We start from the raw sequence: 11716 nt of genomic DNA on the forward strand, positions 1-11716 counted from the left end.
GTCGCACATGCCAGCAGATAGGACCGCCCACGGTGTGCAAGCCGTGATGGCGGATGTCGCGGCACTGGCCGGCGTCTCCCACCAGACGGTCTCCCGCGTGCTCAACGACCGTCCGAACGTCCGCCCGGCAACCCGGGAGCGGGTGCTGGCCGCAGTCCGTGAGCTGGACTACCGTCCGAACGCCGCGGCGCGCATGCTGGTGACCCGTCGTTCCCGGACCCTCGGCGTCATCAGCTTCGACAGCGCGCTCTACGGGCCTGCGCAGATGCTGCACGGCATCGAGCAGGCGGCGCGCAGCGCCGGATACTTCGTCAGCATCGCGAGTCTGCGCTACCAGGATGTCCGCTCCGTTCGCGAAGCCGTGGACCGACTGCGCGACCAGGCCGTCGAAGGCATCGCCGTCATCGCGTCGCAGGCCTTGACCGTCGCCGCTTTCGCGCAGCGCATCGGCACCGTCCCCATGGTCACCGTGGGCGCGATCGACCCCGCCCGACTGCCGGGGGCGGGAGTGGACAACCTCGTCGGCGCCGAGGCAGCCGTCCGCTACCTGCTCGACCTCGGTCATGAGACCGTGCACCACGTCGCGGGACCGGCGGACTGGCTCGAGGCCAACGCGCGGGAGGCGGGATGGCGCAACGCACTTGGAGCCCGGTCCCGGAGGGTTCCCGACAGTCTTTCCGGCGACTGGTCGTCCCGATCGGGATACGAGGCGGGCCTGCGCCTGCGTCGTGACTCCTCGGCGACTGCGATTTTCTGTGCCAACGACCACATGGCGCTCGGAGTTCTGCGTGCCTTCCACGAGATCGGTCGGCGGGTACCTGAGGACGTGAGCGTCGTCGGTTTCGACGACATCCCCGAGGCCGCGTTCCTCGCCCCGCCGCTCACGACTGTGCGGCAGGACTTCGGCGAGCTGGGCCGACGCGGCCTTGAACTGCTGGTGCACCATGTCGAGACCCCCGATCCCCGCAAGAAGGGCACGACCGTGGGCCACCAGGCGGCGATTGTCGCACCGGAGCTGGTCCTGCGGGCCAGCAGCGGGCGTCCTCCGGGGCGCTGACCTCGTCTCACCGAGCCCACGTGCACAGCGAACTGACAGCCATGCATGTTAGCGATAACAGACTTGGCCGTGCGACCTCCGCGCGGTCGTTCCTCACCACCCACCCCTGACAGAAGTCGGAAGAGGACATCATGAGCGCTACCGCAACCCGCCGGGCCAGAGGCCTCCGTGTCGCGGCCATCGTGGCAGTCGCGTCGATGACGCTGACCGTGACCGCCTGCAGCAAGCAGGGTGCCGGCAGCAGCAGCGACGCCGGCAGCTCGGGTGCCACCGCCGCGGCAGCGCCGATCCAAGGCGACATCACGTTCAACGACACCGACCTGGCCAAGGTCGACGCCGCCCTCAAGGCGGCTCTGCAGGGCAAGAACCTGTCCAGCCTGGACCTGGCCATGGTCGTGAACGTCGCCGTGGACTACTGGAACGCCGGAAAGGTCGGTTTCAACAAGGGCATCGCGGACCTCGGAGTCAGGGGCACCTTCCAGGCCCCCGCCAACGGCCGGCTCGACCAGCAGCTCTCGCTCATCCAGACCCTGCGCGGCCAGAGCATCTCCGCCTTCTCCGTCTCGGCGATCGACCCGACCGCGATCAAGTCACCCATCCAATCCGCCGATTCGGCCGGAATCCCGGTACTGGCGATCGACTCGCCCCTCCCCGCCGAGGACGGCGCCGCCCTCTACCTGGGCACCCCGAACTACGAGGCAGGCATGAAGGCCGGTGAGGCGATGAAGGCCGCACTCGGGGGCAAGGGCGAGGTGGTGATCCTGGTCGGCTCGCTCACCGCGTCCAACGCGGTCCAGCGCATCCAGGGATTCGAGGACGCCCTGAAAGGCACCGCCATCAAGGTCGTCAACAAGCTGTCGGACGGCATGGATGCCTCCAACGCCCTGACCAACGCGCAGACCGCGATCCAGACGGACCCCAACGTCAACGGCCTGTACGGGGTCTACTCCTACGACGGCCCCTCGGCCGCGCAGGCGGTCCAGGCAGCCGGGAAGGCAGGCCAGGTCAAGGTCATCTCCGACGACACGGACGCGCAGACCCTGACCTTCATCAAGCAGGGCGTCATCCAGGCCAGCATCGTCCAGTCGCCCTACCAGCAGGGCTACACCGGCGCCTACCTGCTCGCCGCACTCAAGGTGCTGGGCACGAACGCCACGATGAACATCGTCAAGCCCTACCTGGAGTCCGACGGCACCACCCTCAGCTCCGGCGTCGGCGTGCTGACCCAGGGCAACCTGAGCGCCTTCGAGGCCAAGCAGGCCCAGCTCGGCATCTCGGGGTGAGACAGATGACCACCAGTGCTCCCCGCACCAGCACGGGGCACGCTGCCGACGCGGCTGCGGTGCTGCGCGCGGTGAAGAAGAGCTACGGTCCCGTCACCGTACTGGACATCCCCGAGCTCGAGCTACGGCGTGGTCAGATCACCTGTGTCGTAGGAGAGAACGGCGCCGGAAAGTCCACCCTCATGGGTGTGCTGTCCGGCACCGTCTCCCCGACGGCGGGGGAGATCCTGATCGCCGGCCAGGCCCTGCAGCCGGGGCGGCCCGACCACGCAAAGGCCCTCGGCGTCAGCATGGTCGCGCAGGAGTTCCCCCTGGTGGGCCGGCTCAGCGTCGCCGAGAACCTGCTGCTGGGCCGCCACACCCGTGCCACCCAGAACGCAGGCGCGTTGCGCCGGGCGCTGTTCGACCGCTCCGGCACCACCAGGGAGGCCCGGGAGCTGCTCGAGGACATCGGCGTCCACGGCGTCGACGTCGAGCGGCCGGTGGAGCAACTGCCGGTCCCGCTGCGGCAGATGATCGAGATCGCCAAGGCCTGGGGCAACCGGCCCCTGGTCCTCATCCTCGACGAACCCACGTCGTCGCTGGGGCCGGTGGAGGCCGGGAAGGTGCTCGACCTGGCCCGGCGGCACACCGCGGCGGGGGGAGCCGTCCTGTTCATCGGCCACCGCCTCGACGAGGTGCGGGACATCGCCGACCGCGTCGTGGTCCTGCGCAGCGGGAGGCTGGTGGCGGACCTCAGCCCGGTGGAGGCCACCGAGGAGCGCATGATCCGCGAGATGGTCGGCAGCGAGCTGGCCCACGGCGACATCGCGCCGCCCTTCACCGTGGACTCCCGCATCGTCCTGGCCACCCGCGGGCTGACCGCCGACGGCCTGGGCCCGGTCGACCTGGAGCTGCGCGCGGGAGAGATCGTCGGTGTCGCCGGACTGATGGGCTCCGGCCGCAGTCGGCTGCTCCACACCGTCATGGGCGCCCAGCCCCGCACCGGCGGTGAGACGGAACTGAACGGAAAGCCCTTCCGCCCGCGGCACCCGGCCGACGCGGTCGCCGCCGGAATCGGGCTGGTACCCGAGGACCGCAAGGAGCAGTCCCTGCTCCTGCACCACCCGGTCCGATGGAACGCGACGCTGGCCACCCTGCGCCGCGACTCCTCGCACGGCGTGCTCACCCCCAAGGGGGACAAGGACCGCTCACGGCAGATCGTCAAGGACCTGGGGGTGCGCATGCACTCGCAGGAGCAGCCGATCGGATCCCTGTCCGGCGGGAACCAGCAGAAGGTGGTCTTCGGCCGCTGGCTGCATGCGAACCCCGACCTCCTGCTCCTGGACGAGCCCACCCGTGGCGTCGACGTCGGCGCGAAGGCCGAGATCTACCACCTCATCGACAAGGCGGCGCGCAACGGGCTGGCGGTTCTGGTGGCTTCCTCGGAACTGGAGGAGCTGCTCTGGATCTGTCACCGGATCGTCGTCATGGCCCACGGGCAGATAGTCGCCGACTTGCAGCGTGAGCACTTCACCAAGGAACGGATCATGACAGCAGCCGCAGGCACCCAGCACCTGGTAGGCACGGAGGAACCGGCATGACCACCCAGACCGCTCCCCTCCGCGAGGGAGCCGAGACGCCTTCGCGGCACCGACTGCGCACCCTGGTCGAGACACCCGAAGTCGGTGTCGTCACAGCCTGCGTGGCCGTGTTCATCGGACTCGCGCTCGCCCGTGACACCTTCGCCAGCGCGGTCAACCTCCAGGGCATGGGCTTCGACCTGGCCCAGTACGGGCTCATCGCGATCGGGGAGTCCCTGGTCATCCTCACCGGCGGCATCGACCTCTCGGTCGGCGCGCTGCTGGGCACCTCGGTGATCCTCATGTCCTGGTTCAACGTCCGGGCCGGCCTGCCGGCCGGGGTCGCCGTGATCGCGACGCTCGCCATCACCGGACTTGTGGGCCTGTGGCACGGCGTCGCGGTGACACGGCTCAAGATGCCGCCCTTCGTCGTGACCCTGGTGACGTACACGGTGGCGCAGGGCGTCACCCTGGCGATCACCTCGGGCACCTCGATCGTGGGGATCTCCGGCTTCTTCGGCGACGTCGGGCAGACCTACATCGCCCAGATCCCCGTGCCCCTGATCCTCTTCGTCATCGTCGCCGTGCTGGCCTGGTTCTTCCTGGAACGCACCTACGCGGGACGCCAGGTGTACGCGGTCGGCGGCAATCCCGAGGCGGCGCGCCTGGCCGGCATCCGGGGCGACCGGCGGGTCATCTCGATGTACGTGGCCAGCTCCCTCCTGTCCGGCCTGGCCTCGATGCTGGTACTCGGTCGCATGGGTGTCGGCTCCGCCAGCGGGGTCGGTGTCGGATGGGAGCTCTCCGCGATCGCCGCGGCGGTCATCGGCGGTGTCAGCCTGGTCGGCGGCCAGGGCCGGATCCTCGGAATCGTGGCAGGCACGATTCTGCTGGAGCTGATCAACAACGGGTTGACGACGCTTCAGATCAACTCCAACTACACCAATATCGTTCTGGGCGGAGTCCTGGGCATCGCCATCCTCGCCGACCGCCTGCGAGCCGGGCACCTCGCAAAGCGCACCTGAAACAGGGGGTGGCGAGGGCTTCGCGATCGGCGTCCTCAGCTGCTTCGCGCGGGCGCCGACCTCAGACAGGCGCCCGCGCAGCTCTGCGGGCGTGCGCTGCACCCGTGCCAGTTCACAGTCCGCGACATGGCGCGGGTCAGCGAACCCGGTCAGGATCTCGCCCTCCGCGAGCAATGCGATTCTCGAGATGGAGATGGCCGATCCAGACGGAGAGGCGCAGTCAACTCCTGACGTTACGTCAGTATTGCGTGACCGTAGTGAAGGCAATGGCAGCCGATGCGAAGCTCCCGGTCGCAGCCGCATTCCTCGCAGTACCGACCGGTGCTCGGGGTGGCGCACGCCGGACATGCCGGCAGATCAGCCGACGGCGTGGGCTGCTCAGGCCCAGGCCGTCCGGTCGCGGGCGTCTGCGCGGTTTGCGGTCCTGCGGAAATGATCAGTCCGCAGTAATCGCAGTAGTCGTCGCTCTGGGAGACGTGGCCCTGCTGGCAGGTCGGCACGGTCTGGAGAACACCCTTGGACGGGCCTGAACTGTGGTGGGGATCGAGGCAGGCCCGGGCTCCTCCTGAGTCCACGCTTCCCCGGAGTCGGATGGTTCCTGCCTCGCCTCGATCCCCACGTCACTCATCCACGGGATACCGTCGTCATCCTCTGGTTCCGGGCTGCTCGGTACCCCAGCTGAGCGGGGGCGTCCATGCAGGACACCGCTCACGGCACGCCGGCCTCCGCCGCCCGACGGGTGCTCAGTGCGCCAGGATGGCCCGGCTCGGGGAAGAACGCCAGGGCCGAGCACGGAGCTACACGCGCTGGGGGCGTCCGCCGTATCGGCGCGCGGTAGGGGCGGTCGGCCCGCCCCTCTCACTCGACCTGCACGGGTGTCGGTACACCGACCGGATGACAGGCCGTTCCAGGTGATCGAGAAGGCGCCGCCGGACAGGCCGGAGATGGTGGCCTCGGGGACGCCCGAGTCGGAGAGCACCGCTGGCGGCCGCGCCGCCGACGCTGCTTACCTGGGTTCAGAGACGCAAGGGTGTAGAAGTGAACGAGGCCTGTTCCGCGCTGACGCCCCGACACCCCGGAGTTCCCGAATGAAGGCTCTCGTAACCCGCGAGTACACGACGCTCGACGGGGTCATCGTCACTGACATCCCGAAGCCCGTCGCAGGTCCCGGTGAGGTGCTGGTCAAGGTGGAAGCCGCAGCCCTCAACCCGCTGGACCTTGCGCTGATCACGGGTGCGATGAAGGAGGTCTTCCCGGTCGAGCACCCGCTCGTCGTGGGGATGGACGCCGCGGGCACCGTCGCCGAAGTCGGTCAGGGGGTGACGGCCTACGCACCGGGCGACCCGGTGCTCGCCTTCACCGGTCAAGCCGGGGCCGTCGCCGAGTACACCGTGGTCGCGGTGGGCCCGCACCTCGCCAAGCGGCCCGCCGGCCTGGTCGCACCGCACGGCGCGGCCATCCCCGAGTCCGGGATGACGGCCATGTGCCTGCTGCGCGCAGTCGGCCTGGCAGTGGGCGAGAGCGTACTGGTGGTCGGCGCGACGGGAGGCATCGGCCTGTATGCGGTGCAGCTCGCCGCCTCACTCGGCGCCAAGGTGATCGCCACAGCAACCCCCGAGGACGCGGACTACGTGCGCGGGCTCGGCGCGCAGGGCACCGTCGACTACAAGGCGGGCGACGTCGCGGAGCAGACGCTGCGTCAGGTCCCGGACGGGGTGGATGCGGTGGTCGACCTGATCAATCGCGGTGACGCGCTCTCCAGCACGGCCCGCGCGGTCCGCGCTGGGGGCAGGCTGGTCTCCCCGCTGTTCGGGCCGGAGGACCTGGGCCGGGGAGTCACTGGTGTCTACATCGGCAGCTTCACCGCCGAGCCGGGCGACCTGGAGGACCTGGCCGCCCGCGCGGCCGACGGGCGGCTGCGGGTGGAGGTCGGCGCTACCTACCCGTTCGCCGACGCCCCGCAGGCGGTGTCCGACTTCGCGGGCAAGCACATCCGGGGCAAAGTCGTCATCACCGCCCCGTAACGAGACTGGTGACCTCGGTGTCATGCCCAGCGCCCGCACTCCACTCCGTCACGTACTCCTTGAAGCGCAGGGAGCCGTACTTGCGGATGTGCTCGGCCTTGCTCGGGTTCTTTGCCGCGAGCTCGCGCTTCTCCCGGTAGATCTCCGTCAGGCGGGCGGTGGCCTTCTCCTGGTTGGAGAACCCAGCTTCCCCGGTCTGCTGGCCCTGGGCGTTCCGGTACCTGATCGTGCAGTTGTGCGGGCAGTTCGCCCACCGCGACTCGGGACGGGTGCGGTCCTTGAAGAACTGGCCTATGCCGTGGGCCAGGGTCTTTGCTGCGATGCTCTGGGACTCCTCCGCGACCAATGCTGACTTTTGCTGACCACGGAGGATGCGACACACCTCTGAGCAGGGAAGAAACGCCAGGGTTGTGATATGCCCGACATTCCCTCTGGCCAGAAGCTACAGCCTAGTTCAAGGGAGCTTTGCGGGGGACTCGGATCGAGTGTCCGCCTGGAGGGTGGACCTTGGGGGCGAGGTTGGTGTGGGGCGCCGGGCAAGCCCGTGACCAGGTCCTTCCGTGCTGCACGGCGATAGCGGCCGTTCTGCCAGGTGCAGAAGTTGCAATCTGAGGGCAAGCCGTGGCCGGCGGATCCGGGGGGCGTGTCGATCTGGCGGGGATGAACTGCGGATCCCGAGTATGTCCGCGCCTGACAACGTCGGCCAGAGCAATGCTGACCTAATGCTGACTTTTCTGATCATGCGTCAGGAAGGCAAATCGTGCGCGCCTTCAGTGATGCTCGTCCGGGCTGGTCTGAACCCGGCTGGTGTTGATCGTGGAAGAACAGAGCGTCCGCAGGACGATCAGTCAGCGTGAGTCAGAAATCCCCTCCCATCAGGGAGGGGGCAGTCAAGTCAGCACCTTGCCCAGGCCACCGGTCAACTCAGCTGCAGTGAGGCAGTACTGGAGCGGTCGCCAGGATTCACGGGTCACGCCGCCGATGCCGGGCGGCGCAGTAGAGTGCTTCATCGGGTCCGGGCCGCGGCCTCGGGGGAGTCGAGAGGATTCCCCGCCATCGGGTGTTGAGTCGAGCCGTCGAATCACCATCTTCGGAGCGGGCTACATCGGTCTGGTGACCGGCGCGTGCCTGGCCGAACTGGGCCACCAGGTCGTCCTGCGCGACGTCGCCGAGGACAGAGTCGAGGCGCTGCGGCGCGGCGAGGTCCCATTCTACGAGCCCGGCCTCGCCGCGCTGCTGCAGGGCAACGCCGAGCGGCTGACGTTCACTCTGGATGCGGGCCTGGCCCTGGCGCAGGCGGAGGTCGCCTACGCGTGCGTGGACACCCCGCCTGGGCCGACGGGCGCCGCCGATCTGTCGCGGGTCTAGTCGGTGGTCGAGGGCCTGAAGCGCGCGCCCGCGCTACGTGCCGTGGTGGTGAAGTCGACGGTGCCGATCGGGACCGGAGCGCGGATCCGTCAGGTGCTGGACGCCAGTGGGATGGCGGGGGTGGGGTATGCCTGGAATCCGGAGTTCACGGCGGAGGGCAAGGAAGAAGAGTTGGACCCCCAGCCCCGGCCTGGGCGAGGACGTGCTGTCGGGGATCTATCGGCACGCGGCGGCAGCGTCGGAGCTGATGGCTGCGCGGGAGCTGACGTGGGCACCCGGTCTCACCGCACCCACCCCGCCGCCACCCAGAGCGAAGCCCTGTTCCCCGTCGTCACCGACTCGGACGGTGCCGCGCCGAAGCGACCCGCCTGGTCGATCGAGCCCGCCGGGCTCGAAGCACCGCGTGATCACTGACGGCGGGGGCACGCCGCCGCCATCACCTCTGACGATGACGCAACGCTCAACTCCAGGGAGCGACTCCGCCGCCCGTCCCAGAGGGGTGTGGGTTGCGGGCGTCAGTAGCCCGTCCCTCTCTTGACCCGGGCCCGCTCGACGTCGCTGGTCGTACCCTTGTGGTCCAAGGTGGCACACGCGTTGGCAATGTCCTGGGTCAGGCGATGGATCTGCTCGCGGCTCAGGGTCTCTTTGACGAGGGCACGCAGGATTTTCACCCGCTCGGCGTTGGGCGGAAGCGTGTACGCCGGCACCATCCAGCCGCGCTCGGCCTGGAGCTGCCAGGCGATGTCGGACTCGTCGTAGGCGTGCTTGCCGGTGAGGCGGAAAGCCACCAGCGGTAGCTGCTCCAGGTCGCTGCCGATCACTTCGAAGCGGCCGCTCCTACGCAGGTTGTCCGCCATCGCGCGGGCGTTCGACTGCATCGTCTCCATGACGTAGGTGTAGCCCTGGCGACCCAGCCGTACGAAGTTGTAGTACTGCGCGAGCACCATCGACGCGCCGGTCGAGAAGTTCAGCGTGAACGTCGCGTCGGTCTTGCCCAGGTAGTTCTCGTAGAACACGAGCTTCTCGGCCAGGTCGGACTCCTCACGGAAGACCAGCCACCCGATGCCGGGGTAGACGAGGCCGTACTTGTGTCCCGAGACGTTGATCGAGCGGACCCGCTCGAGCCGGAAGTCCCATTTCGAGTCCGGGTAGAGGAAGGGCCACACGAAGCCGCCGCTGGCGGCGTCAACGTGGATCGGGATGTCGAGGTCCCGTTCCTTGTGGACGTCCCGCAGAAGCTTGTCGATCCCGACGACGTCGTCCTTGTGGCCGGTGAACGTGGTGCCGAGGACGGCGACGACGCCGATCGTGTTCTCGTCGAGGTGGGGCTCCACGTCCTCAGGACCGATCGTGTACTTGTTTTCGGCAAGGGGCACGATCCGCGGCTCGACGTCGAAGTAGCGGCAGAACTTCTCCCACACAACGTGGACATCGCCGCCAAAGACCAGGTTGGGTCGGTCGACCGAGAGGTTGGCCGCCTGGCGGCGCTCCTGCCACTTCCACTTCAGCGACAGCGCGCCGAGCATGATCGCCTCGGACGAGCCCTGGGTCCGACATCCGGTGGTCTTGCCCGGTGCGTGGAAGAGGTCCGCGAGCATGCGCACGCAGCGCTGCTCGATCTCGGCGGAAATGGGGTACTCCGCGTGGTCGATGAAATTGCGGTGGAGGTTCTCGGCGATGATCCGTCGTGCCTCCGGCTCCATCCACGTGGTGACAAACGTGGCGAGGTTGCGCTGCGGGTCGCCCTCCATGACGAGGTCCTCGTCCAGCAGCCTCATAGCGTCCGTCGCCGTCATGCCCTCTTCGGGGAACGTCTCCGAAGGAGCTGGCATGGTGAGGAAACGGTTACCGAACAGGGACGCGGCGTCACTCTTGCTCATACCGAGATTCAACCGCCCCCGGCGCGAGTGCCATGCCCAGGACCTGTGGACGGGCTCGGAATACATCCGGATGAGTGCAGATCTGCTGAGCTGAGGGCGCCATTTGGATCAGGTTGCGAGTATGAGCGACGCGGCGTGATCAGGGTGTTGACACCTGAACGGCACTCGGAGCCTTAGACGCCGTTGTCGTACCGATCATGGTGAGCATCGGGTTCGATTGGTGCGGCTCGGTCGGGTGATCTTCAGTGGGTGCGCGCATGAAGACAGGGCCTCCTGGTCAGCTCGGGATTGTCGAAGCCCGAAGCCCAGGAGGCCCTTGTGTCTCAGTCTTGCGATGACGCCCGCGGTGGGCTCTCGGTCGCGTCCCGCGGCCTCGCGAACGCGGCGAAGTGGGCGCGGTCCAACGCGCCCTCATCGCCGACATCCTCGGACCGGGCGTCACCAGCCGCGAGGACTTCCCCCTGCTCTGCGAGTCACTCCTGGTGCTCCACCGGGGCCTCGCACTCACCGGCGTCCTGCGTGAGAACCCGGCGTTCGACGACGAGATGCTGCGACTGTGGGCGGAGCGCTTCCTCAAGGGTTAGCCGGCGGGTCGATACGCTCGCCATCTCCAGAGGCCGTGCTCAAGGAGCCGTGTTCGGTGAGTCCCCAAGAGATCCACAGGCCGCACTGTGTCAGTGTGGTGGAAGGGACCAGGCTGCTGTGGCAGTCCAGGGCGGTAAGCGTCTCGAGCAGGGCAGGCTTCAACTTCCAAGTCCCCGGGCCGCTCGCCTGACCGCAGCGGAAGGCACCGTCGTGGTCGAGGAATGCGCTGGACCCCTCCTGCCGAGTGAGGGATACCAAGCCTGCACGCCCCCCAACGTTCGTGAGGCTCTCGATGGCCGATCGCCACGGTTCTTGACTCGTCCTGCTCGGCCTGGCCATCACCCTTGAGCCGGCGCCGATCATCGCGTTCATTCTCCTGCTGTCCGCGGAGCGGGGAGTACGCAAGGGATTGGCCTTTATCCTGGCCTGGCTCTCGTCGCTCGTTCTCGTCCTCGCCCTGGTTGTCCTGGCTACTGGCGGCAACCCGCCCGCGTGCACGGTCGCTTCGCAGCAGGTCGGTGCTGCTGCTATCGACCCGGGGTACAGAGACCGGAGGATTGCCATGGCTCTTGTGGCGTCACCGCCAGCGCGTGCTCATTGTGCTGGCGCTCTGCAGCGCCTTCGCGCTGAAGTTCTCCGAGCGGCTCTTCCAGCGCCAGGCCCGCCGGGCCCGCCAGGCCCGCGGGGTGTGATCCGGCCGCTGCGCACCGGCTGTGCGCCGCGGTTCACGGACCGAGAAGCAGCTCTTGAATCAGGATGGCGACTGCCGTAGCGGCGAGGGACCAGCCGAAGAGGCGGGCTCGCAGCGTCGAATAGCGGGCGGTGTATTCCTGCCGTATGGCGTTGCTGCGTTCGGCGAGGCGGCGGATGGTGGCACGGGAGGTTTCCATGCGATCGGCCGTGTAGACGCGGATCACCTCTTCGCGTTGGGC

General features: G+C 68.3%; 10 protein-coding genes and 2 pseudogenes. 9 read left to right on the forward strand and 3 right to left on the reverse strand.

Features of this window, described 5'->3' with window-relative positions:
* Nucleotides 1-7: 7 nt before the first annotated feature.
* The 5 genes from ABH928_RS31075 (at nucleotide 8) to ABH928_RS31095 (ending at nucleotide 6951) form a co-directional block, all read left to right on the forward strand.
* Nucleotides 8-1057 carry a LacI family DNA-binding transcriptional regulator gene (locus ABH928_RS31075; RefSeq protein ID WP_370071988.1) on the forward strand — a complete coding sequence of 350 codons (1050 nt, stop codon included), beginning with the start codon at nucleotides 8-10 and terminating at the stop codon, nucleotides 1055-1057.
* Nucleotides 1058-1188: 131 nt separating this feature from the next.
* Nucleotides 1189-2340, forward strand: coding sequence for a substrate-binding domain-containing protein (locus ABH928_RS31080; protein ID WP_370071989.1), 1152 nt, complete (start codon nucleotides 1189-1191; stop codon nucleotides 2338-2340).
* A 5-nt stretch (nucleotides 2341-2345) separates the two neighbouring features.
* Nucleotides 2346-3923, forward strand: a complete 1578-nt coding sequence (locus tag ABH928_RS31085) for a sugar ABC transporter ATP-binding protein (RefSeq protein ID WP_370071990.1) — start codon at nucleotides 2346-2348, stop codon at nucleotides 3921-3923.
* Entirely contained in the window at nucleotides 3920-4927 is a 1008-nt protein-coding gene (locus ABH928_RS31090; protein WP_370071991.1) for an ABC transporter permease, read from the forward strand. Before ABH928_RS31085 ends, ABH928_RS31090 begins: the two co-directional genes overlap by 4 nt.
* A gap of 1088 nt (nucleotides 4928-6015) precedes the next feature.
* Entirely contained in the window at nucleotides 6016-6951 is a 936-nt protein-coding gene (locus ABH928_RS31095; RefSeq protein ID WP_370071992.1) for an NADP-dependent oxidoreductase, read from the forward strand.
* Here the strand turns inward: ABH928_RS31095 and ABH928_RS31100 are convergent.
* Entirely contained in the window at nucleotides 6938-7297 is a 360-nt protein-coding gene (locus ABH928_RS31100) for a hypothetical protein (protein WP_370071993.1), read from the reverse strand. The two genes, ABH928_RS31095 and ABH928_RS31100, sit on opposite strands and share 14 nt — an antisense overlap.
* Before the next feature lie 635 nt (nucleotides 7298-7932).
* Here ABH928_RS31100 and ABH928_RS31105 point away from each other — a divergent pair.
* A complete protein-coding gene (locus ABH928_RS31105) occupies nucleotides 7933-8319 on the forward strand; it encodes a hypothetical protein (RefSeq protein WP_370072000.1) in 387 nt (128 codons plus the stop codon).
* Nucleotides 8320-8586: 267 nt separating this feature from the next.
* Nucleotides 8587-8733 carry a hypothetical protein gene (locus ABH928_RS31110; protein WP_370071994.1) on the forward strand — a complete coding sequence of 49 codons (147 nt, stop codon included), beginning with the start codon at nucleotides 8587-8589 and terminating at the stop codon, nucleotides 8731-8733.
* Between the two features lie 101 nt (nucleotides 8734-8834).
* Here ABH928_RS31110 and ABH928_RS31115 read toward each other — a convergent pair whose 3' ends face one another.
* Nucleotides 8835-10199 (reverse strand): glutamate decarboxylase, encoded by a 1365-nt coding sequence (locus ABH928_RS31115; protein WP_370071996.1) that lies wholly within the window; start codon nucleotides 10197-10199, stop codon nucleotides 8835-8837.
* Nucleotides 10200-10588: 389 nt separating this feature from the next.
* Between ABH928_RS31115 and ABH928_RS31120 the strand changes: the two genes are divergently transcribed.
* On the forward strand, nucleotides 10589-10783 hold the full coding sequence (locus ABH928_RS31120; protein WP_370071997.1) for a hypothetical protein: 195 nt from the start codon (nucleotides 10589-10591) through the stop codon (nucleotides 10781-10783).
* A gap of 323 nt (nucleotides 10784-11106) precedes the next feature.
* Nucleotides 11107-11262: pseudogene (locus tag ABH928_RS31125) on the forward strand (GAP family protein); the annotation flags it as partial.
* A gap of 247 nt (nucleotides 11263-11509) precedes the next feature.
* On the opposite strand, the pseudogene ABH928_RS31130 reads toward ABH928_RS31125, so the two are convergent.
* Nucleotides 11510-11716: pseudogene (locus ABH928_RS31130) on the reverse strand (hypothetical protein); the annotation flags it as partial.

It is taken from the genome of Streptacidiphilus sp. MAP5-3 (genome assembly GCF_041262505.1).
Classification (GTDB): domain Bacteria; phylum Actinomycetota; class Actinomycetes; order Streptomycetales; family Streptomycetaceae; genus Streptacidiphilus.